Raw genomic sequence first — 21,498 nt, 5'->3', positions numbered from 1 at the left:
TATACTAATCACTTTTCGATGAGATGCCTAAACGCGGAGAGTGTATTTTTCCCCTCCTCGGTAAGATCTACGTCCGTCCTTCGCCCCACGTCTTTGGTTTCAACGAAGCCCTTCTCGGTTATCATTCAGTGGATCACAGTCTCGTCGACCGCAACGTGATCCGGATTTACCCCATCGAGCGACTGGAGATCTGTCTTCAGTACCCAGTTGTGGATGGTTGACGGACAACGGTTGACCTCACCGTATGTTGTATAAAAACAATTTCCTATATTCACTTAAGCTAAATAGGGCACATACCGAGCTTCATCGCAGGTTTGGGTATTGCCTCGCGCTCCAGAAAATCTAACTCGAAGCAGTCGCTATCTCCTCGAGGCGTGCGATTTCGAGGAACCCGTAATCTCGGCAGGTTCATCATGGAAGACAGGGCTAACCAGCTGGATGAGAAACGTCGGTGCGAGGAACGTCGAAAGGAGTACTGTCACGTCTACAGCTCTGTTCGCGACGATCACCACGCGCAGTATTAGGAGGATCCACTCAGGGGCAACCCCGGAGCTCTCCTGTGCTTTCTCAAGTGTCTTTCGGACATCCACTCTTCGTATCACTTTCCGGAATTTCACTGCCAATTCTTTGGTGGACAGTGTCCGACCGACCGTCTACATAACCCTGCGATAGGCGCATCGTGGAAGTATAGATTCAGTCCTTTCAAAAGACCCCGAGGATGAACCCGATCCCCATCACGATGAGGATCGCTGCCGTAAATGTAGGGAGGTACTCGACATATCCTTCGAGCCGCTCTTCGTACCGCTCATAGCCGGCCACAAGCAGGAGAGTCACTCCGACGAGGGAGACGATGACGGCGAGCGAGTAGAGAAGCATCAACTCGAGACAGTATGCCGAGCCGGTACAGATGGCAATAATGTCAAACTCTTCGTTGTGTGTGAAGCCAAGCGCAAACGCGAGTGCAACCATCCCGTAGAGGCCACGCTCGGGCGTTTCGTCGACGCGACCGTGCGAGTGGTCGTGGCTGGACTCACCGACGAATGGGAGGGCGCGTCGAATGCGAGCCCCCCACGTGGACGTCTCTTCAGTGCGATGTGTGTGCTCGTGGTCGTCCGCGTGATCATGGGCGTGCTTATCTTCCTCTTCTTCTCCGTCGTGATTAAATCCAGTACCGTGGTCATGCCCGTTGAAATACTGCCAGATTCCGAGCCCGATAAGTAGCGCGCCCGCCACGTAATTCATCCAGCTGAGTTGTGTGAGCCCGAAGTACGAAAGCGCCCAGAAGTAGACCACCACCATCGCTATACTACTGATGAGGTGGCCGATCCCGAGGATGAGACTCGATGCAGCGCCGTAGAACCACTTGTTCGGTTTGTCGAGTGCATAGCTCGCCGCGATTGCCCACCCGTGGCCCGGGGCGAGCCCGTGAGAGAGCCCGAGCACACTCGCCCCGAGTGCAAGACCAAGTACTCCAGTCACCATATAGAAGAATACGAGACTGACGGACTGATAGGGGTTGTTATGGCCGATTCGGGGATCCCGTAATAATGAGTTTCATAGGCGTCCCCGGCTAACATTCCCTTAATGCGAACCAGCCTGAATATTCCCGGAGAAATTCTCGAGTCGTTCGACGAAACGTGGCAAGACGAAGGACTCGAATCGCGCTCGCGTGCTGTTCGGGAGGCGATCCAAGAGTATATAGAGCGTCATACCACCCTCGAAGGGCTTGACGGGACCGCAGTCGCTGCGCTCGCCTTCGACTACGAGCACACGCTCGTCATCGGGGATCTCCACACTGTCCAACACGAGTTTGATGATATCATCGGGACGACTCAGCATATGCATCATGGCGAGTGGTGTCTCGAAACAATCTTCTGTGAGGGGTCAGCTGGACGGATTCGCGAACTCGTCTACCAGCTTCGCGATTTCGACGCTGTGGGGAGAGTCAACGTAATGTTCCTTCAGCCGGACCACGATAATCAGACGGCCGACTGATTACACACCAGGAGTGTGGCGTATCTCTGTATTCGTGCGTTGGTCGTGGAGCTGGTCTCCGGATCCGTCAGACTCGACGGGTGAGCCGTCCTCGTCGGCGTCCTTCCACTCGTCCGTTCCTGCCGGATCAAGATGGACGTGTGCGTCGCCGACGGCGGGGAGATCTCGAAGCCTGTCGATAAGCACTGTTTCGATTTCGTGGGCAGTGCGAAGTGTGTAGTCTCCGGGAACCTCGACGTGGAGTTCAACTTCGAGATTAGCCCCCATATAGTAGACGGCAGTGTCGTGGACACCTTCGACGGCAGGGTGTTCACGAACGCAGTCTTCGACGCACTGTTGGACGCCGGCTGGCGGGGCTGCGCCAGACAGATACGTGACGTTCGCCCAGCAGATGACGGTCGTGTTAACTTAGACAGGCTGTGTTGAATCGCTGTAAGGCGTAGTGATTCACTGTTTAACGAAGCGCTTGATGTTATAGACGACACACATCAGAGCGATTTCTCGGAACTCACGAAACTACGTCTGCGCTCGCACGGCGAAGCCGAGCGAGCGCTTCACAGCCGAGTTCACGGTTTCGGTCATAGAGCGCTGATTGTAGCTGTTATCGTCAATTCTGGCGTTGTGTGCGTGGTCGTACGGAGCGAAGATACGGTGCTTGATCAGCGGTCTGATCCCGAGGTCGCGTAATCCTTCACGAAGCGATTGCTTGTCATAGCCTTTATCGGCCGCAAGAGACCGCAGATCGCCCGCGTTCCGGCGGGCGATCTGCTCAGCAAGGTCTGCGTCGCTTCCTTCCCGGTTCGTTGAGCAGTGAACGTCAAGGACGGCTTAAGACGCTGTATCGACTAATTTCGTGACTTTGAGCTTTTGAACGCGGTAGCTAATTCGCTGGCAGTAGTGGCGGCTCGCTGCTGAGCGTTCGTAGAACGTGGCGTCGATCGCGGCGTGTTCAGAGAGATCGTGCAGCTGCGCCGACTGGCGCAGCAGCACTCGACACACGCTCATACTGATCCGGTCGAACGCCTTACACAACGTGGACGGCGCTGGGAGATCGGCCGCGTTGAGGCCGATCTCTCCGGTTATTTGTGGCATTTCTTTGAGCAGGTCGATCGTAATGCGGTACGATGAATCGAGGTAAATCCGCAGACAGTGAAGGGAAACGAGTGCATAGTCGGCGAATCCGCCGCCGCCTTCCGGGGCGGCAGATTCGCCTCCATCGCCAGTAACTCTTTGAGCAACCGGCACAACTTCCCCGATGAAGCGGGAGATTTGTGTCACAGGCAACCGGATCTTCCCGCTTCAACTCCTTTGATTTAGTGGCCTACCCCGCTGCTGTATGGTGATTCAACACAGTCAAATACGGTGACTCCGCCGCTGTCCTCAGAAGAGGTAGAACAGCGGGAAGATGAACACCCAGACGATGTCGACGAAGTGCCAGTAGAGGCCGAAGTACTCGATCGGCCGCTCGTCCTCTAAGTAGTGCCCCTGATACGCCCTGACGAACAGGAAGATGGCGATCACGAGGCCGATAACTACGTGGATCCCGTGGAGCCCCGTCGTCACGTAATAGATCGACGCCTGGATTGGGTCACCGTGGGCGTTCGCCGAAATCGTCACGCCCCGCTCGAAGATCTCTTTGTTCCACTCCCAGAGCTTGATACCCAGGAATGTGAACCCAAGCACTATCGTTGCGCCGAGTGACGCAAGCAGGCCCTGCCGGCTCTTCCGGCGAGCAGCGACCAGCGCCAAGATCACGGTGAACGATGAGGTGAGCAGCACGAACGTGTTGATCAGTCCCGGTAGTGGTTCGGCCAGTGGCTCCCACGTCATCCAGCCGGCGTTGTACCGGACGAAGATGGCCGCGGAGAGGAACGCGCCAAAGACGATCACGTCCGACGCGATGAAGAACCACATCCCCAGCTTGACTTTCTCGACACCTTCGAACGGCCACCGTTCGGCGAACTCGGTCGGTGGGGCATAGAAGTCCTCGAGGCTCCACTTCACCCCGGTCCAGACGAGTCCGACCAATCCGACAACGATGAGTATCGGGTATACCGGATTCGAGATCGTCACGCTCGTCGATGCGAGCGACTCGCCGACCTCGAAGACAACGTTATCGCGGAATCCGGTAAGCCCGAGGAACAACACACCAACTGCAAACGAGAGTGTGAGCGGCCATATGCTTGCGTGGCTCGGGTGCTTGTCCCAGTACGGGTACTCCTTGATGTGCTCGGAGTGGGTGTCACCACCGTCAGTCGCCCCGTTCCCGTTGGCGTCGGTCTTCACTGCCGGACCTCTGTCGGGCACATAATCCTTCACGAATTCGAGCTTGCCGGACGCGTAGGACGGCCGGTTTGGCCAGTTCTGGAGCGGCGGCGGTGAAGAGATGGCCCACTCGGCAGTCCGCGAGTAGTCCCACGGGTTGTCGCCGGCGGGCTCGCCGGAAACGTACGACTTCGCGAAGTTGTAGAACATGATGAAGAAGGAGAATCCGAGTACGAATGCACCGATCGTCCCGAACTGGTGATAGATCTGGAGTTCGGGGTTGTACTCGAAGACACGGCGCGGCGTCTCCCAGCCGAGGAACATCGAGAAGTAGACGGCGTTAAACCCGATGAAGAACAGCACGAAATGGATCTTCCCGAGGAGTTCATCGTACATCTTCCCGGTTATTTTCGGGAACCAGTAGTACGCAGCGCCGATCAGGGCTGTCGCCCCCCCGAACATCACGTAGTGGAAGTGCGCGACCACCCAGTAGGTGCCACGGAACTCGTAGTCGAGGACGATGGCGCCGAGGAACACTCCGGTGATGCCGCCGAGGATGAACAATAGTAGCGCCCCGAACGCGAAGAGGAACGGTGTCGTGAACTGTATTCGTCCCTTGATGAGCGTGTAGATCAGCGAGAACACGATCAGGTCGAAGGGTAAGGAGATCCCGATAGTGGTCGCCATCATCAGCGTCTTGATCTCCAGGTTGATCGTCGTCAGGAACATGTGATGCATCCATACGAGGAACGACTGGACGGAGACAAGACAGATGGCGATGATCACCCACTTCCGTCCGACGAGCCGGCGCCCTGAGAACGTCTGGAACAGCTCCAACATCGCACCGAGAGCCGGGAAGAAGACGATGTACACCTCCGGATGGCCGAAGAACCAGAACAGGTGGCCCCATAGCAGGGACCCGCCCTCTGTTGCGGAGAAGTACACCGACCCAAGCACGCGGTCGGACGCGAGGATGAGTCCCGCAGCGAGCAATGCAGCGAACGCGAACAGCATCATCCACACGGTCGCGAGGATGGTCCAGGTAAACATCGGCATATCCATGATCCCCATTCCTTCGGCACGCGAGTGATGAATAGACACGAGGAAATTCACCGACGAGGCGGTGACTCCGATGGTGAACATCGCGAGTGCCAGTATCGCTCCCGTTGAGCCGATACTCGGTGTGTACGCGGGTATGTTGAGCGGAGCGTATATCGTCCAGCCAGCGCTCAGCGTGCCGCCCTGGAAGAAGCTGATTGACAACAGTACGCCGGAGAACAGGTACATCCAATAGGAGAGCGCGTTAAGCCGTGGGAACGCAAGGTCGTCGGCACCGATCTGGAGCGGCACGAAGTAGTTTGCAAAGCCGAAGGCAAACGGGGAGAGGAACCAGAACACCATTATCAGTCCGTGGGCCGTGACGGCCTCGTTGTACGCGAGCCCAGACAGGATCTGATTCATCGGGTCCCAGAGCTGGACACGGATCAGCAGCGCAAGGACACCGCCGAACAGTAGGAAGAACAGGGCAGTAATCGTGTATAGGATGCCGATGTCCTTGTGGTTGGTCGTGACGAGCCATCGTTTGACGGAAGTCGTTGGCGGGAGTTCGCTCATGCGGGGGCACCTCGAATGACTGCGTTGTCAACGCTGGAGGCATTTCCGGCGCCAGCGCTGTCGACACTAGAAGTGTTTTCACCTTGGGTTCCAGCATACCATTCTTCCCACTCGTCTTGCGGGAGCACCGTGATTTGACCAGTCATCGCAGAGTGGCCCGCGCCGCAGAGTTCGAAGCACTCGACTCGGTAAGTTGCTTCGCCACCCTGTGCTTCAACGTCCTCGGAACTCACGGAGAACCAGGTACTACTGTACTCTCCGGGGATGGCGTCGGATTTTATCCGTAACTCCGACGAGCCGAAGTTGTGCCACACGTCGCGTGAAGTCACGTTGAGGTCGATCCGCTGATCGGCCGGAACGATCATCTCGCCCCTCGTGGAGTAACCGTTCGGATAGATGTACTCCCAACCGAACTGGTACCCCTCGACGGTGATTTCGATATTCCCCGCGTCGCTCGTGTCTGGACCCTCTTCGACGTAGAGGAGGAGTCCGTACGCGTACACGACAAGGCTGATGACGACGATCGCGCTCAATCCGAACGACAGGAAGAGCTTCTTCGCTTTCGGACCGCCCTGTCCGGTCGGGAGTTCACCGACGATCGGCGCGTCAAAGTCCTCCTTCGGTTCACTGCCGTCGTCGCGATATTTGAACACGTTCCACAGCGTGTACGCGACGACGATTGTGCCGACGAGCGTACCGAGCGCGAGGAAGACGAAGAAGATCTCGTCGAAGACCTCCGCCTGCGCGCGCCAGTCGCTCCCCTGTTGCAGGATAATTGGATCTATCATGTTTGCCTTTCGACTCTTGCGCGCCCCTTCACGAGGGTACACTTATTATTTTGTATCGTCCGGCTAGAATGGCCGCACCGAACTCTCGGACGAGACGTTACGGCGACGCCGACAGAGCAAGATTGTAACAGACGATTTGCGCAATCAGACACGCATCCGAAACCGAGACAGATACCCTTCCGTCGCGCGTTCGATATGACTGTATTCCAGCTCATGAACGACGTTCCAACTGTATCAACGACCACCATTTCGACGCGGTCGCCATCGACGAGAGCCTCCACGTGTCTCCTTCTCTCCCCCTCGGTTTTGCGCTCGTGGGATCTTCTGCAGTTGAGACTAATTCACTCGCTACATATGGACCAGAAATGGCCAGTGACTGTCTCACGTTGTCACAAAATTGTCTATTGTATTCCCAATCTATCTCTTTAGTGTCATTACAATAAGCAACATCCTTAGGATGGCTCCCGACACAGACGCAACAGAATGGATTTCGTCGAGAAGTACCAGAGTGTATTCGTTATTATTGCGATTCTGAGTGGGTTAGTGCTCGGTCAGATCGCTGGTGTTCCGCCGATTGCGGACTCACTCATTCTCCCGTTCTTGATGGTGATGCTGTTCGCCGCGTTCACCGGAATCCCACTCTCTCGCCTCCGGGCAGCGTTCGGAAATCGTCGTGTAGTCGGGTCTAGTCTTCTGGTCAATTTCATCTGGAGTCCGCTGTTAGCGGTGGCACTCGGCGCGGTTTTCCTTCGAGATCACCCTGCCCTGTGGGTCGGACTCATCATGCTGATGGTGACACCATGTACGGATTGGTATCTCATTTTCACCGATATTGCGGACGGAGATGTTCCGCTGGCTACCTCTATTCTCCCGTACAACCTCGTTCTCCAGTTGATACTGCTTCCACTCTACTTGTACGTCTTCGCGGGCGAACTGGTCGCGTTACCGATGGAGCTGCTGATCGAAAGCGTCGTTCTCGTACTCGTCGTCCCGCTTGTGGTTGGTGGACTTGCTCGGTGGGCATTGACCCGACAAAAGGGGACGCAGTGGTTCAAGCAGCACTTCCTGCCGAAATTGAGTCCGCTCCAGATTATTTTCCTCAGTCTCGCCATCGGCGCAATGTTCGCTTCGCAGGGGGAGCTAATCCTCGAAAACCCCGGATTACTTGCTCTTCTCGCGGTTCCCGTTCTCGTCTTCTATGCGATCAATCTCGGCATCGGGTTTGGCGTCGGACAAGTACTCTCGTTCTCCTACAAGGAGATGGTCTGTTTCAACAACACGATCCTCTCACGGAACTCACCGACGGCCCTCGCAATTGCCGTCGTCGCGTTCCCGAACGAGCCGCTCATCCCGCTCGCACTGGTTATTGGGCCGCTGTTGGAACTTCCGCTGTTAGGCTTCATTGCACAAATCCATTTGGCGATCCGAAACCGCGAGTGGTGGCCGTTTGATCCAGCAACGGTGTTTAGCAGAGACTGAATGAAGACTGGCAAGAATCATTACTCCCTGATCCTGAGCGGTCTGTGAATCATATGTCTTGACCACTCAGAGTGATCGGTCGATGTTGTGACTGAGACAAGCGATGGTGAGTTCACGGAACTGCTTCCACCATCGTCGTGAGCGGACGAACGCACCGTACTTCCGCTTGAGCGTAGAGTTGACTGTCTCGGATTGACTCCGCTGGCCATAGAGATCAGCATCTAAGCGCGCGTTCCATGCCTTATGGAGCGATGTGAACTCACGATGCTTGATCAGTGGACGAACCTCGTGTTGACGAGCAAGCCGCCTGATCTTCTGGTCGTCGTAGCCCTTGTCACCGAGCAGAATGTCGATATTCTCGGGATTGCGTTTGATCAGTGACGGCGCAACCTGGCTATCGTGTTTCCGGGTCGTCGTCACGTGTAAATCTAGGATTGCGTTCACCTTCGCATCGACCAGCAGCGTCACTTTGAGCTGCTGAATCGTGAGCTCGGCGCGTTTCGTGTAGTGTTTCGAAGCGTGACTGCGGTCGAACCCTGATGCATCAACTCCAACAACTCCGCTCGTCGGAAGTAGCGTCGCTGAGAGAGTCAATATGATACGCCATACGGTCATATCAAGTCGATTGAACGCCTTACAGAGCGTTGAAGGAGTAGGAAGTTCAGCTAATCCAAGAGCTCGACGGATGCGTGGCATCTCGATCAGTTCGTCAAGCAAGCCACGGTAGGTTGTGTTCTTTTGAACTTTGAGACACAACAGAACAACGTGTTGGGGAAGTGTATAGCGGTGTTTAGAAAATTTCGAGGAGTATCGGGAGACCGCTCGACGCGCCAGATGGATCGCCTTCTCAGCAAAACGGAGAATCTGCGACTTCGGGAGGGCCTTCATTTCGTCGAATTACAGGCTAAACATGTAACTCTTTGAGGATTTCAACAGAGCCGCGGCGCTGTATCCCCTCCTTACTCGCTCCCTTCGGTCGCTCGTTGAGGAAGGGGCCATTCGTCTTTAGTTAAGCCCAGTAGTAATACTTGAGTTTAAATTATGTCTAAGAGTATTAGATGTAGTAGAAATCACGGCTGAGATTCTGTTGTTGCTGATATCGAACGACAAGCAACCCTCAAAACCGCCATTTTCCACCTATTGCCGGCACGAACGTGTCGAATCTGGATCGAATATGAAGCTACTAAGTATTACTAAGAGTATTAACTAAAGACGAATGAGGAAGGGGCCTTAGCGCCTCAATTCAGGTAATCGTCGAGAATCCGCGACTGCTCGCTGTGATGGCGATTCCCGTGATCGCCTTTTACGTGATCAACCTCGGTGTCGGATTCGCTATTGGTCGTATGCTTGATTTCTCGTACGAGGAACTCGTGTGTTTCAACAACACTATCCTGTCGCGAAACTCACCGACTGCACTCGCGATCGCCGTCGTCGCGTTCCCGAATGAACCACTCATTCCGTTGGCGCTTGTGATCGGTCCGCTCTTGGAACTGCCCCTGTTGGGGATCATCGCTCAAGTACACATAGCGATCAGCGAGCGAGGGTGGTGGTCGCATATTTCCGAGGATGCTACGTAGGTGTGGATACGACTGATTGACACAGATCCACCACAGAGAGTATCAACAACCACATAAACACGACCCACTTACCGAATCATAAGCGACAGACACCCTATCATCCGAATACGTTCTATAAAAAACATGGTTCATAGTGTCCATTCAGACCGGTGTGCTCTCAGACAGACAGCATGAACCACTCCCACTAATATATGACTGAAAAATGTTATTTGTGTGGTCGAGAGATTCAGTCTTCCACGTTCGAGGCTGATGGTGAACGCTCGTTCTGTTCGAGCGGGTGCCACGATGTACACACGACGCTTGGGGCTCCCGATTCTCTCGATGTCACCCAGACCACAACTGAGAACAAGATTGATGAGGGAGACGACACTGTTCCTCCCGATCAGTATCGTTCTCGGACGTTCCTCCGGATTGACGGCATGTACTCCGCGACGTGTGAGGCGTATCTTGAATCTCTCGCTGAGAAACAAGAGGGAGTGATCAGTGCCGAGGCGAGTTACGTCACCGAGACGATCCGAGTTGAACACGACCCAGACACTGTTTCGAAGGAGTCGCTGCGTGATGTATTGAGTACCCTCGGGTATACGGCGTATCTCCGTGAGGATGCCTCGTCAGACGTGAGCGAAACCGGTGGGACGACGCGCCGAGCACGAGAGATGGGTGGAATTCGAAAGCGTCGAGACGACCAGCTGTTGGGAATGCGATACTCCGTCGGATTCCTCTTCGGTGCGTTTCTGTTGGTCCCGTACGTCGCAATTATCTATCCCGCTCACCTTGCGTCAATATTTGACTGGCAAGCGCTCGAAATATTCGAGGGTGCCTTCCGTCTAGATAGCGAGGGAGCGTTCGTCTTCCTCCGGCTGTATTTCGTGATGACCGGCATTATTCTCCTCTTCACCGGTCTCCCGGTGTTGCGCGGCGCATACCTCAGTCTCAAAATGCGACGCCCGAACACCGACCTGTTGGTCGCGATCACCGCGATCAGCGCGTACACGTACAGTACGGCCGCTGTCATCCTCGGACAAAACGACATTTTCTACGACCTCGCGATCGTCGTCACGGCCGCAGTCACCGCGATGGTGTTCTACGAGTCGTCGATCAAGCAGCGCGCCCTTGATCGCCTCACCGAACTCACGATATCACAAGTCGAGCGCGCACGAACGTATGACTCGGACGGGAAGACTGAGGAAGTTCGCGTGGAGGACCTCAATTCAGGGGATGTCGTGCTCGTTCGACAGGGTGAACGAGTCCCAGTAGACGGTGAACTGGTCGAAGACAGCTGTACCGTCGACGAAGCGATCGTCACTGGCGAGTCGCTTCCGGTGCTAAAACGCGCCGGCAACGAGATCATTGGTGGATCGATCGTCACGGACGGCGCGGCCTTGGTTCGTGTCGGCACGGACGTGACGAGCAGTATCGATCGGATAACCACAGCCGTGTGGGACCTCCAGAGCGCGACTCACGGCGTCCAACGCCACGCCGACCAACTCGCGTCGTACGCGGTACTTCTCGTTGTCGGAGCCGCCGTTGCGATCGGTGGTGCCAGTGTAATCGCGTTCGACATGAGCATCCCGGACGCGATCCTCCTCGCACTGCTGGTCCTCCTCGCCGGTTCGCCGTGGGCCCTCGGACTTGCGACGCCGCTCTCGGTCGCGAAGAGCCTCGCAAGTGCACTCCGTCGGGGGATCATTATCTTCGACGAGACGGTGTTCGAACGACTCCGAGACATCGATACCGTTGTTTTCGACAAGACGGGGACCCTCACGACCGGAGAGATGGAGGTGATCGAAGCGGACGCTCCTGCGGACCTCCTTGACGCCGTCGCAGCGCTCGAACAACGAGCATCACATCCCGCTGCAAACGCCATCACAACGGCTTTCGCCCACAGGAATGCGACCGACCAAGGCCTTGACGATCAATCGAACTCGGACAATAACGGTAATGAGACAGAGAAAACAGGCCAGATAAGCGAGTTCACGAATCACCAGTCCGGTATCGAAGGGGTGATCGATGGAACTCCGTATCTTGTCGGAAACCTCGATCTCTTCGCGGAACAGGGGTGGACCGTGGACGACGACATCCGGTCTCGTGTCGCCGACGCTCGGGGCTTCGGTCAGCTTTCGGTCGTCGTCGGTCGCGACGGGACAGCAGAGGGGCTGATCGTCGTGGGCGATGAGCCGCGGGACGGCTGGGACGACACCATCTCTCGGCTCGGAGCACGAGACACGGACATCGTCGTCTTGACCGGTGACGACGAGGAAGCGACGGACTTCTTCAAGCAGCACGAAGCCGTGACGCACGTCTTCGCGAAGGTTCCACCGGAAGGAAAGACGGCGACGATCCGGCGACTCAAATCAGACGGTCAGGTCGCGATGATCGGGGACGGTACCAACGACGCCCCGGCACTCGCAGCCGCCGACCTCGGTATTTCGTTGGGCGGCGGCACGGCGTTAGCTGCTGACGCCGCCGATATCGCTATCGTCGACAACGACATCCGCTCCGTCGAAACCGCCTTCGACCTAGCGGGTGCGGCTCGTCGTCGCGTGAAACAGAACAACCTCCTCGCGTTCTCCTACAACGGAATCGCTCTCTTGGCGTTGGCCGTCGGGTTCTTCAATCCGCTGTCAGCAGCGATCGCAGTCATTGCCGGCGGCGGTCTAGTCGCTGTGAACACCCGACGAAAGTTGCTTCAGTAGCATGTACGAGCCAAGACGAGAACAGAGTTGAGTCGCTCGGTTGAAATCCTCAGGAGTTGATAGATTTTTCGTGCTAAATTCAGAGGATGACGGCACCGTAGAAAGGTGTATTGATGAGTTACCTGAGTTTTCTATGTGACTTCAATTGAGGTGTCTAAAATAATATTTGTAAGTTATTTACATCAGAGTTTCGTTAAGTCAATAAATTGGGTAATAACGTGTTTAGAGAAAATACTGAACATGAGCAAGAGATGCTCTTTTCGCCTTTGAAAGACCTTTCAGGCAGGATACGAAAGAAACTGCAGAATCACTGGTCTACTCACTTCTGCGAACATGTTTTCACCCAAATTGATGAAACAAAGTTCGAACGGCTATACCACGACGGGTATAGCCGTCCGAACAAGCCAGTCAACGAGCTTGTCTCCTTGGAGATTATCTAACACCTGCCGGTATGTCCGACAAAGAGCTCGAACACGCCTACGTCTTCGACTTTCGCGTCAGGAACGTATTAGGAAAGGAGACACTCGGAGACAATATTTGTGAGAAGACACTCACCAATTTCCGCCGTCGGTTGATGGAATACGAAGAAGAGACCGGTCACGACCTGCTAAACGAGGTTTTCGAGAATCACCGTACCTACTTTCAGGGTGAATTTGAGATTGATGCGAGTACTCAACGGATGGATTCGACGTTCATTGAGGCCAACATCAAGCAACTGTCTCGTGTCGATCTCCTCGCTAAAGTGCTTCACAATTTCCTGTGCGATCTCCTTCGGGAGATCGCACAGGAACTTCCTGCTGGAATGACGAGTTCGCCGACATCGAGAACTTAGAGCTGTCCTATCATCTTGAACCGGGCGAAATTCCCGCAACGATGGAAACGCTCGCCGAGCATACTGCGTGGCTTGTTGATCGATTCGGAGACGAGGATGAATACGCCGGGTTGAACAGCTTCGCTCATCTACAGCGTGTCCTCGACGAACAATGCTATCGCATTCCTGATCTCGAAGACGATGACGATAATCAGGATTCTGCTGATCAGGGCCATCCCGGTGACGAGTCACCGGGCTGGCAGCCACTCCAAACGTACACCTCTTCAAGTGACTCTACAGAGACTGCCGAAGATGAACCCGACTCCGAGTCGTTAGAAAGAGACGCCGAAGACAGACACGATCACATCGGACTGGAAGAGTCCGACGAGATCGACAGCAGCTCACTGCAAAACCCTCACGACGACGAAGCGACGTATCGTTCCAAGGACGCGGAAGATTACTTCGGCTACAAGTCGAATATCGCTGAGACATGCGATGGTGAAAATCCGTTTCGTCTAATTACGGCGGTTCGAGTCGATACGAACAACACGGATGATGGAGACCTCTTGGCCGAAGACGCGAGGAATCTCGCCGAGGAAACGGGATTACGTGACCTGCTCGTAGATGGTGGGTACACGCACAAGGAAGTAGAAAAGTGCTGCCGTGATCAGGAGATCACGCAGCACTTCACAGGAATCACGGGTCAACGGCCTGCGGCGGAGAAGATGTCGCTTGCCGCCCCAGAGTGGGATGGGACGAGAATGGTTGCGTGTCCTGCCGGACACGAACCATTCGAGCAGAACCATTACGAGACCGGCCGTATCTCGGGGAAGATGGACAAGAAGTTCTGTGATGGCTGCCAGCACCAAGAGAACTGTTTCGTCGAGGAACAGCAAGAACACTATAGCTACGGGTTCAGGGAACGGCGGGTAGAAGTGGCTCAGCGACGGAGGCGGTTGGATGATCCAGCGGAACAGGAGTTCCTGAACTTACGTGCCGGAGTTGAGTCATTGATGAACGAGATGTATCACAAAGACGGTGAGAAAACGAAGTTCACGGGGAAAATCAAGGTGAAAAACGCCTCGATAGCGAAAGCAATGGGGAGAAACCTGAAGCGAGCCTCCAGATTCCTGGAATCGGAGGCGAAGCAAGAGAAATCGACAGGATAGCCGGGCAAGAAGTGTCGTTTGTCGCTGTCAGCTGGTCCCTGTGTGGTGACGGCTCCGTTTTGATGAGAGAATCACCGGTGATCGGGCCGGGGTGTTCTCGTCAGAACACCCCTTTCTACGGTGCCATCAGAGGATCTATGTAGCACTCGGCCAGTGTGATTTCACGGCGATAATTGTAAATCAGTTGATCATCAGATTTGCTTTCTTAAACACTTTGTTTGTCCAGCCACCATTCCTGATATGGAATTCGACTTCACGCGCTCGGTGATTCCACTTGCTGTGATCGTCGCCGTCGCAACAGTCGCGCTAACGGTTATGATGACCCCCTCGACGGTCTTCATGATGGTCCTCCCCTCAATGATCGTCTTCTCGGTCATCGCGTTCTTCTTCGGGATGAAGCACGGTGAGTTCCGCGCTAGTCCGTAGTGGTACAGCCCAGTCCGTGAGATTCACAGGGTCGAGATCCATGCTCGCCCTGCGTTGTCTCTATCCGATTGATATTGCTGATCAATACGCTCTTTATTTCAACAAGACCTCGGTGAACAATCACCGACAGAGGATATCAACAGATGTAGTTGAGTCTATCTAATCCGCACTAACCTCAAACACGTCTTTTCGGGTAGGTGTAGCGGAATCGATCGAATAGATGAGCGTCCCGGTGAATAGCGCGATGCTACCCAAGAGGAATATCGAGTTGAGCGGCGACGCCGAATCGACGAAGATCCAGTATATCGGCGCCGCAATCGTGGGACCCGCGGCGATTACTGCGACTTGGGAGACGAGCGGCCCACAGCATCCACACGTACACGCACCGACGACCGTCGCCGTCCCGGCGGTGCCCTGTGTCGCTCCTGCCTCACGATTGAGACGCCAAGAGTGAGCAACGGCGGCCGCATTCAGGCCCACGAGAACGCCAAGCGATCCGAGTACCAGTAGTACTCCCGGAGAGATAGCGATGAAGAACGGAACGTCCGGAAGGAGTATTTCGAGTGTGGGCCACCGTACGATCTGATACAGTACGGATAAGACGGCCACAGTTGTCTCTTCGGGGGCACCTTCCTCACTGAAGAACGACAGATACCCCGATGTCGCCATAAAAAAGATACTCACCATGGCTCCGATACCGAATCCGAACCGACGTGCTACCGGATCCTGAAGAATCACGGACAGCGTCGGGCCCACATCTTTCCAGAGAATATATCCAACGAGCAGTGGTGTTGCGAGGACAATCCCGTAACCTATCGGATTCGTGTAGCCGCTAAAACCCGGAAGTAGGTACGGATACAGTATCCATCCTCCAAGTATCATTCCGAGAACCATGTACCGGGGACATGTTGTCCAACGCACGACCCCGACGATGAAACTCACAACCACGACCGAAAGACCCGTTACGATCGCGAGCGGCTGATACCACGACCGGGGGAACGGCATCGAACTGGCCTGATACGTCGGGTCCGGGGCCAGCCCCTCGAACAGAATCGCTCCGGCGACAGTAATCCCGATGCCGACCGCAATCCCGTACAGAGCGGCTGTCGGAGAGATTCGCCCGCTTCGTTTGAGCAGTACGAGAGTACCGACTGACAGGACGCCGATCAGAACGATCGCCAGTCCGTGCGATTGCGAGAGGCCTGACGCTTCGGAGCCACCGTGAGCGGCCACGGTCGGGATCAGAGAGAGGAGGATAACCCCGACTGAAAACAGGATACATAAGCGGGAGAACCTTCGATGAGAGCCCTCTCTGTCACCGTCTGTATCCTGTTGGCGTCCTCTCGGAAGCATTACCCAAGTTTAGCGATCCGCATACAATTATCTGTCTCTTTCGGCCCTCACGAAATCGTTGAAGTGACTCCGCGGAAATTTCCGTCCGGGCAAAACGTTTTGGAGAGAGCCCGATCAGGTTGTTTTGTGAAAATGTCCGATCTTATCAGTTCGGTTCGTATCCGGCGTACTCCATGAGCTGGCTGAAGATGTCCGAATCCATGACGGAGCGATACACGACTCCGGTAAGCATCCCGCCGGGATAGAACGTCCCATTCATGACGTGGTTGACCTTGTGGCAGTGCATGAGGTAGATGCCGGGGTCCGCGTCGGCCGTGAACTCGATCGTGTGCCGCTCGGCGGGGGCAATGTTCGTGACGTCGATGTCGTGTCGGGCTGCTTCCGGGACGACTCCACCGTCCTTTTCGACGCGCTGGAAGCGGTGGTTGTGGATGTGCATCGGGTGGGACATGTACCCGCCGTTGACGAGGTGAATTCTGACTAAATCTCCCTTATCGACGATGATCGGAGAGCCCTGTTCGGGATGGAGGGTTCGGGGTGCGCTCTTCCCGTTGACGGTGAAGACGTCCGGATTGCGCGAGGCCGTGTCGTACGTGAAGTCCGCTTCACCGGCCCACTTCTTCGGGACCCGCGAGTCCCAGTCTTTGATCGTCATGAAGTATTCCCGGTCCGCCGGTTCGTAGCCTTCGGGGTCGACCCGGAAGATCCCGTACATCCCCATATCGATGTGGCGGTGGGTCTGGAGGTGACAGTGGTACAAGTGCGTCCCCGGAACGTTCGCCGGGATCTCGTACGTGTGTTTCTCGCCTGCCGGGACTTGGATGCCGGTCGACGTCGGAACGCCGTCATTCTTCCACGTCTTCGTGACGCCGTGGAAGTGGATCGTGTGCGGCCGGCGTCCGTTCGTGTTGTCGAGCGTCACTTCCATGTCGTTACCTTCGGTCGTTCGGAGGATCGGGCCCGGAACGCTCGGGTCGTTGTCGTCGGCCTGCCACGCCCAGACGCGCGGGAACTCGACCGGGCCACCCATTGAATCGAGCGGGTGGACGGCGTGTCGCGCCGGCTGCGTCCCCATCGTTACGGAACCTCCCTGCTCGTCGACGTTGACCACCGTTGGAGGACTGGTGTAGGGAAGGTCAGACGACGTCTGTCCTTCGTTCGGGGCGTTCGCGGCCGCCGTCGGCGCGTTAATTGTTTTTGATGAACAGCCTGCCAACGCCGATACACCCGTCACGCCGGTTGCAGCGAGAAATTCCCGCCGGGACAGTCCAGTTCCAGGGGCACCGAAAGATCGGGTCATGGTCCATTTGGACGTTGTGCTGTCGCGATAAAGGGAGACTGCAGAATCTCTGTCTGTGAGAGGGCACGCTAACATGTTCGGTAACAGCCGGACGGATCCGGCAAGCAAACGCTTAGTTCTCCGTCACGAGAGCTAGTATCCGGGGTCAACGGGTAGCAAACAGTTACATTCCACCTGTGGCCGTCAAATATGCGCTCGTAAACTGTATCGCATTATACGCACCGTGAATCAGAGCCGGAACAACGAGGTTATCGGTGTACTCGTAGGTCGCACCGAGTACTAGAGCTAGCACGAATGCGATACCGACGTACACAAGCTTTCCTTCTCCACTCAACGAGAAGAGATGGATCGACGCGAAGAGGGCACTCGCAAGAACGATTGCACGGGTTGGATGTAGCGTTTCTCGAAGTGTTCCCTGAACCAGTCCTCGGTATAACAGCTCTTCGCCCGGACCGACTAGCAGAAACGATAGAGGGATGAGAATCAGAAACGCTGTCGGATTCTGCTGGCCAACTGTTACTACCTGGTTTTCCGCCGATTCCAGTCCGAGTGAGGAGATAACGCGTGATGCGACAATGAGCAATCCGAGAAGTGTACCTATTCCCCCGATGATTACAGCAATATCCCGCCTGTCCGGAATCGAAAGCGAAACGAATTCGAAGTCGAGATCGCGAAATCTGAGATAGAGGATTGAGAGCCCTCCGAATGTTACCCCCTGTAATAGGATCGTGCTCATTACGAGGCGCAACGATGGACGAGCGGTTACATCGACCCCGAATGCGCCCAGCAGTGCGGCAGCGATGGTGACAATTATCGACCCGATAACCGTTGAGCCGTACGTGAGCCCAACTGCACTCCCGACAGACTGAATCCGTGTCGTTGATTCTGTCATTTGAAAATACTGGTCACTGATCGATCTGTGAAAGCGATACGTCGAGTTCTGATACTGGGTTGTGCTTGTAAATTGGGTTTGATCATTGGTTGCGTGGTTTTGTCTTCGTTTGTCTCACAGATACAATTATACAGATAGCTCCTGCGGCTGTAATGAGCGTGAATGCCAGAAGTGAGAGATTCAGAATTGTCATCTTTTCTACAGGAACTGCTATTGTACAGCGGCACACGGTCCTTTGAGGGAGCAGGTGGTTGTCGCGCTTGCAACACTGTGTGATACGTTGCGATCACTCCACCCAGAACTGACAAGGGAATACTAGTCCGCCAAACAGTAGGGCGAGCTTCGATCGCTGCGACACCCATAACCATTACTAGTGGGTACATCAGAATTCGTTGGTACCAACAGAGGTCACACGGTACCAGTCCGAGGCTAAACCAGAGACTCCCAGCTGTTGCGATCCCGGCGATGAGGGTTGCACTACCCAATACGAGCCAGATCCGATCACGATCCATCTGCGAGTTGTTCGATAAGGGTACGAGTTCGTTGTTCGTCACTCAGCGGGTTGACTGTTTCACCATCGATCACAAGGGCGGGGGTTCCCGAAACGCCGGCGTCGGCTGCTGCCTGACTCGTCTCTCGAACCGGTGATTCGTAGGCTTGTTCCTGAATTTTTGTCCGGAGCTGTTCCGTCTCCGTTACTCCAGCCTCCTCAGCGAATGACACGAGTTTGTTAGTGGTTGCCCATTCCTCACCCTCCGGTGGTTGATTGGCGAAGACGTATTCGTGGTATCGCCAGTAGGTTTCAGGAGCTACATTCCAGACACCGAGACCACCTTGAGCGGCACGAGGGGCATCAGAGGCGAGGAATGGCTCACCGTCGATGTAGGCCAACGCACGGAATTGTAGGCTGATGTCTCCGGGCTCGACGTAGTCTGTGACTATATTGCCGAGAAAATCTGTGCTGAAGTCTGCACAGTACGGACATTTCCAGTTCCCATAGTAGGTCACCGTTGGTCGGTCGGCCGCTCCCGCTCTTGCGTATGTGGATGATGTGGGGTCGTCTGGGTCCGGCGCGTTAGCTACCGCATCATCAACAGCAGCATTTGTTGATTCATTATTTTCGCCACCGAGACATCCACTGAGCGCCAATACTCCACTTGTCGCGAGGAACTGACGTCTCGTTAACAGTCTATGTCCTCCACCAGATGATGTGAGCATAGTCGAGATGCGTTCGCTATCGGTCATGCTTCTCCCCATATTTTGGATTTATCGACTCGTGTGTCACGAAGATAGGTCGTAAGGACGGTCATGAGCAGGCTGAGGAGAATGAGAATAGCGACTCCGAGGTGCGTCGTGACTATTATTGGTTCGAGGTTCTCTGTGACAGTCAGTCGTCCGAGTACGACCTGAATTGGAAGCAAGATGAGTGCCGTTGTTGCGGACCACTTGACTAACGTATCGTCTGGGTAGAAAATCCACGCACCAACTGCTGTCCCCGCGATGAAGAGGCCAGCAGTCATCGCAAGTCCCCGGTGGGCCCATTCGGCGAATATCTGCAGGGCAGAGTACGGTGAATTTGCGATGATATCGGGTTGGAAGAAGGGTACCCAGGTACCGTAGCAGCTCGGCCAGTCGGGGCAAGAGAGTCCAGCACCGATTGCACTCGTATAGGCGCCGAGAAGCATCACGATGTACGTCAGAACCAGCGTCAGGCCGGCGATGTGCTCGAACTTAACTGGACCCTCTGAAATCGTCTTTCGAAGGTAGTTTGAGTTCGCTGAATTTTGGGCCATATCTCGATTGATGGGATGCCTCCCAATTACGATAAGGCTGTTAAAGGCATGATGACAAAGGTATAGGTCGGATTCCCCCTAAGTGGGATTCCGCCACTTGTTCATTGCGGAGCCACCCCTCCGAATTGTCAAGAAGACCCACGATTTGGAGGTGCAAACCTGTCCATAATATTATCATTATGTGTCAAAAACAAAGCAACGAACAGTCGTTAGATAGTCGCAAGCGGGTCTCGGAGTGTATCGAGAGCAATGTGTGTCCTGAGTGTCAAGGCCAAATCATTCAGAAGGGCAATGGAGGTGAATCGGCTTGTGAAGGTTGTGGGTTAATTTTCAAGGAAAGCCGAGTCGATCACGGCCCGGAATGGCGTGCGTTCACGTCGGAAGAACGTGATGAAAAGAGTCGTGTTGGTTCCCCGACGACGCATCTGATGCACGATAAGGGATTGAGTACTACCATTGGTTGGCGGGATAAGGATGCCTACGGACAAGCAGTTCCTGATCGCAAACGCGCTCAACTACAGCGCCTTCGGATGTGGGATGAGCGGTTTCGGGCGAAAGATTCCTATGAGCGAAATCTCAAACAAGCACTCGGTGAGATCAACCGCATGGCGTCTGCTCTCGGTCTTCCGAAATCAGTCCGAGAAACTGCCGGCATCCTGTATAAGCGTGCTGTAGAGAAGGACCTGCTACCTGGCCGATCGATTGAGGGGATGTCAACGGCTTCGTTGTATGCGGCTGCTCGACAGCATGGGACGCCACGTCCACTGACTGAATTCTCCGACGTAAGTCGTGTCAAAAAAATCAGAGTCCAGCGAGCATACCGATATCTCTCCCGTGAACTCGGGTTGGAGATCGAGCCGCAAAATCCGACTCAATATCTTCCACAATTCGCGTCATCGCTTGATGTGAGCGATGAAGCAGAACGACGTTCTAGAGAACTTCTTGAGGTGGCAACAGATAATGGTGTCCACAGTGGGAAAAACCCGGCAGGATTGGCGGCCGCCGCGCTGTATGCTGCGACCCATCTCACGAACGAACAGCTCACACAGGAGACTGTAAGTGAAATCGCCCACGTCAGCCAAGTAACGATCCAAAACCGATATCAGGAACTTCTCGAGGTGTATGAGAAGCATGCCTGAATGGGTGGGTCTGTTCGGACAGCAAACAGCTCTTCATTCACTCACAGCCGTAATTCTAATATGAGCAAATTTCAGATAGAGACCAAGATTGATCGAGATACAACAGTTAGTAGCCAGCCACCTTCTTACGTAATAGATATTGTTAATTCAGTTGACAAACATTTGATTGCTGTCGAACAAACATGTACCCACTTTCATAAT

General features: G+C 54.9%; 18 protein-coding genes and 4 pseudogenes. 8 read left to right on the top strand and 14 right to left on the bottom strand.

Annotation, left to right across the window (positions count from 1 at the left end):
* Positions 1-8 precede the first annotated feature (8 nt).
* From FGL94_RS19015 to FGL94_RS16210, 3 genes and pseudogenes are all read right to left on the bottom strand, one after another.
* Entirely contained in the window at positions 9-125 is a 117-nt protein-coding gene (locus tag FGL94_RS19015; protein WP_379765143.1) for a DUF6293 family protein, read from the bottom strand.
* A gap of 6 nt (positions 126-131) precedes the next feature.
* Positions 132-412 (bottom strand): annotated as a pseudogene (locus tag FGL94_RS19010) (IS6 family transposase); the annotation flags it as partial.
* Positions 413-702: 290 nt separating this feature from the next.
* On the bottom strand, positions 703-1,482 hold the full coding sequence (locus FGL94_RS16210) for a hypothetical protein (RefSeq protein ID WP_058365910.1): 780 nt from the start codon (positions 1,480-1,482) through the stop codon (positions 703-705).
* 102 nt (positions 1,483-1,584) lie between these two features.
* Here FGL94_RS16210 and FGL94_RS16205 point away from each other — a divergent pair, with 102 nt between their 5' ends.
* Positions 1,585-1,995 carry a CopG family ribbon-helix-helix protein gene (locus FGL94_RS16205; protein WP_058365909.1) on the top strand — a complete coding sequence of 137 codons (411 nt, stop codon included), beginning with the start codon at positions 1,585-1,587 and terminating at the stop codon, positions 1,993-1,995.
* Here the strand turns inward: FGL94_RS16205 and FGL94_RS16200 are convergent.
* The 4 genes and pseudogenes from FGL94_RS16200 to coxB all read right to left on the bottom strand — a co-directional run.
* Positions 1,996-2,376 (bottom strand): annotated as a pseudogene (locus FGL94_RS16200) (cation transporter dimerization domain-containing protein); the annotation flags it as partial.
* Positions 2,377-2,442: 66 nt separating this feature from the next.
* Positions 2,443-3,273 (bottom strand): annotated as a pseudogene (locus FGL94_RS16195) (IS5 family transposase).
* Between the two features lie 102 nt (positions 3,274-3,375).
* Positions 3,376-5,874, bottom strand: coding sequence for a cbb3-type cytochrome c oxidase subunit I (locus FGL94_RS16190; protein ID WP_144800188.1), 2,499 nt, complete (start codon positions 5,872-5,874; stop codon positions 3,376-3,378).
* The gene (gene coxB / locus FGL94_RS16185; protein ID WP_058365907.1) at positions 5,871-6,662 is read right to left on the bottom strand and encodes a cytochrome c oxidase subunit II; all 792 of its coding nucleotides are present in this window, start codon (positions 6,660-6,662) and stop codon (positions 5,871-5,873) included. Before coxB ends, FGL94_RS16190 begins: the two co-directional genes overlap by 4 nt.
* Before the next feature lie 483 nt (positions 6,663-7,145).
* On the opposite strand from coxB, the gene FGL94_RS16180 reads away from it, so the two are divergent.
* Positions 7,146-8,141 (top strand): arsenic resistance protein, encoded by a 996-nt coding sequence (locus tag FGL94_RS16180; RefSeq protein WP_144800187.1) that lies wholly within the window; start codon positions 7,146-7,148, stop codon positions 8,139-8,141.
* A gap of 66 nt (positions 8,142-8,207) precedes the next feature.
* On the opposite strand, the gene FGL94_RS16175 is transcribed toward FGL94_RS16180, so the two are convergent.
* Positions 8,208-9,029 (bottom strand): IS5 family transposase, encoded by an 822-nt coding sequence (locus FGL94_RS16175; protein ID WP_080508277.1) that lies wholly within the window; start codon positions 9,027-9,029, stop codon positions 8,208-8,210.
* Between the two features lie 356 nt (positions 9,030-9,385).
* Between FGL94_RS16175 and FGL94_RS16170 the strand changes: the two are divergent.
* The 5 genes and pseudogenes from FGL94_RS16170 to FGL94_RS16155 form a co-directional block, all read left to right on the top strand.
* Positions 9,386-9,718 (top strand): annotated as a pseudogene (locus tag FGL94_RS16170) (arsenic resistance protein); the annotation flags it as partial.
* Positions 9,719-9,909: 191 nt separating this feature from the next.
* Positions 9,910-12,414, top strand: coding sequence for a heavy metal translocating P-type ATPase (locus FGL94_RS16165; protein WP_058365062.1), 2,505 nt, complete (start codon positions 9,910-9,912; stop codon positions 12,412-12,414).
* 451 nt (positions 12,415-12,865) lie between these two features.
* Entirely contained in the window at positions 12,866-13,246 is a 381-nt protein-coding gene (locus FGL94_RS18515; protein ID WP_206664951.1) for a hypothetical protein, read from the top strand.
* A 41-nt stretch (positions 13,247-13,287) separates the two neighbouring features.
* Positions 13,288-14,394 carry a transposase gene (locus tag FGL94_RS18510; RefSeq protein WP_206664950.1) on the top strand — a complete coding sequence of 369 codons (1,107 nt, stop codon included), beginning with the start codon at positions 13,288-13,290 and terminating at the stop codon, positions 14,392-14,394.
* Between the two features lie 240 nt (positions 14,395-14,634).
* Entirely contained in the window at positions 14,635-14,820 is a 186-nt protein-coding gene (locus tag FGL94_RS16155) for a DUF7333 family protein (protein WP_058365063.1), read from the top strand.
* Between the two features lie 159 nt (positions 14,821-14,979).
* Here the strand turns inward: FGL94_RS16155 and FGL94_RS16150 are convergent, their stop codons facing one another.
* The 6 genes from FGL94_RS16150 to FGL94_RS16125 all read right to left on the bottom strand — a co-directional run bounded on the left by FGL94_RS16150 (position 14,980) and on the right by FGL94_RS16125 (position 20,158).
* Positions 14,980-16,173, bottom strand: coding sequence for a hypothetical protein (locus FGL94_RS16150; RefSeq protein WP_241659220.1), 1,194 nt, complete (start codon positions 16,171-16,173; stop codon positions 14,980-14,982).
* 145 nt (positions 16,174-16,318) lie between these two features.
* On the bottom strand, positions 16,319-17,473 hold the full coding sequence (locus FGL94_RS16145; RefSeq protein WP_058365064.1) for a multicopper oxidase domain-containing protein: 1,155 nt from the start codon (positions 17,471-17,473) through the stop codon (positions 16,319-16,321).
* 163 nt (positions 17,474-17,636) lie between these two features.
* Positions 17,637-18,365 carry a CPBP family intramembrane glutamic endopeptidase gene (locus FGL94_RS16140; protein WP_080508278.1) on the bottom strand — a complete coding sequence of 243 codons (729 nt, stop codon included), beginning with the start codon at positions 18,363-18,365 and terminating at the stop codon, positions 17,637-17,639.
* Positions 18,362-18,877 (bottom strand): disulfide bond formation protein B, encoded by a 516-nt coding sequence (locus FGL94_RS16135; protein WP_343771647.1) that lies wholly within the window; start codon positions 18,875-18,877, stop codon positions 18,362-18,364. Before FGL94_RS16135 ends, FGL94_RS16140 begins: the two co-directional genes overlap by 4 nt.
* The gene (locus FGL94_RS16130; protein ID WP_206664949.1) at positions 18,867-19,610 is read right to left on the bottom strand and encodes a DsbA family protein; all 744 of its coding nucleotides are present in this window, start codon (positions 19,608-19,610) and stop codon (positions 18,867-18,869) included. Before FGL94_RS16130 ends, FGL94_RS16135 begins: the two co-directional genes overlap by 11 nt.
* On the bottom strand, positions 19,607-20,158 hold the full coding sequence (locus tag FGL94_RS16125; RefSeq protein ID WP_080508279.1) for a COX15/CtaA family protein: 552 nt from the start codon (positions 20,156-20,158) through the stop codon (positions 19,607-19,609). The genes FGL94_RS16130 and FGL94_RS16125 overlap by 4 nt, the downstream gene beginning before the upstream one ends.
* A gap of 179 nt (positions 20,159-20,337) precedes the next feature.
* Between FGL94_RS16125 and FGL94_RS16120 the strand changes: the two genes are divergently transcribed.
* Complete coding sequence (locus FGL94_RS16120) at positions 20,338-21,297, top strand: transcription initiation factor IIB (RefSeq protein WP_080508280.1); 960 nt, start codon at positions 20,338-20,340, stop codon at positions 21,295-21,297.
* The last annotated feature ends 201 nt before the right edge of the window (positions 21,298-21,498 follow it).

This window comes from Halorubrum salsamenti (genome assembly GCF_007671685.1).
Taxonomy (GTDB): Archaea; Halobacteriota; Halobacteria; order Halobacteriales; family Haloferacaceae; genus Halorubrum; species Halorubrum salsamenti.
This window is presented reverse-complemented; position numbering and strand designations above follow the sequence as displayed.

Coding starts and splice junctions, on each gene's coding strand:
- FGL94_RS19015 (WP_379765143.1), bottom strand. CDS start 125: ATGATAACCGAGAAGGGCTTCGTTGAAACCAAAGACGTGGGGCGAAGG.
- FGL94_RS18515 (WP_206664951.1), top strand. CDS start 12,866: ATGTCCGACAAAGAGCTCGAACACGCCTACGTCTTCGACTTTCGCGTC.
- FGL94_RS16190 (WP_144800188.1), bottom strand. CDS start 5,874: ATGAGCGAACTCCCGCCAACGACTTCCGTCAAACGATGGCTCGTCACG.
- FGL94_RS16180 (WP_144800187.1), top strand. CDS start 7,146: ATGGATTTCGTCGAGAAGTACCAGAGTGTATTCGTTATTATTGCGATT.
- FGL94_RS16210 (WP_058365910.1), bottom strand. CDS start 1,482: ATGGTGACTGGAGTACTTGGTCTTGCACTCGGGGCGAGTGTGCTCGGG.
- FGL94_RS16120 (WP_080508280.1), top strand. CDS start 20,338: ATGTGTCAAAAACAAAGCAACGAACAGTCGTTAGATAGTCGCAAGCGG.
- FGL94_RS16205 (WP_058365909.1), top strand. CDS start 1,585: ATGCGAACCAGCCTGAATATTCCCGGAGAAATTCTCGAGTCGTTCGAC.
- FGL94_RS16145 (WP_058365064.1), bottom strand. CDS start 17,473: ATGACCCGATCTTTCGGTGCCCCTGGAACTGGACTGTCCCGGCGGGAA.
- FGL94_RS16175 (WP_080508277.1), bottom strand. CDS start 9,029: ATGAAGGCCCTCCCGAAGTCGCAGATTCTCCGTTTTGCTGAGAAGGCG.
- FGL94_RS16140 (WP_080508278.1), bottom strand. CDS start 18,365: ATGACAGAATCAACGACACGGATTCAGTCTGTCGGGAGTGCAGTTGGG.
- FGL94_RS16130 (WP_206664949.1), bottom strand. CDS start 19,610: ATGACCGATAGCGAACGCATCTCGACTATGCTCACATCATCTGGTGGA.
- FGL94_RS18510 (WP_206664950.1), top strand. CDS start 13,288: ATGGAAACGCTCGCCGAGCATACTGCGTGGCTTGTTGATCGATTCGGA.
- coxB (WP_058365907.1), bottom strand. CDS start 6,662: ATGATAGATCCAATTATCCTGCAACAGGGGAGCGACTGGCGCGCGCAG.
- FGL94_RS16150 (WP_241659220.1), bottom strand. CDS start 16,173: ATGCTTCCGAGAGGACGCCAACAGGATACAGACGGTGACAGAGAGGGC.
- FGL94_RS16125 (WP_080508279.1), bottom strand. CDS start 20,158: ATGGCCCAAAATTCAGCGAACTCAAACTACCTTCGAAAGACGATTTCA.
- FGL94_RS16165 (WP_058365062.1), top strand. CDS start 9,910: ATGACTGAAAAATGTTATTTGTGTGGTCGAGAGATTCAGTCTTCCACG.
- FGL94_RS16135 (WP_343771647.1), bottom strand. CDS start 18,877: ATGGATCGTGATCGGATCTGGCTCGTATTGGGTAGTGCAACCCTCATC.
- FGL94_RS16155 (WP_058365063.1), top strand. CDS start 14,635: ATGGAATTCGACTTCACGCGCTCGGTGATTCCACTTGCTGTGATCGTC.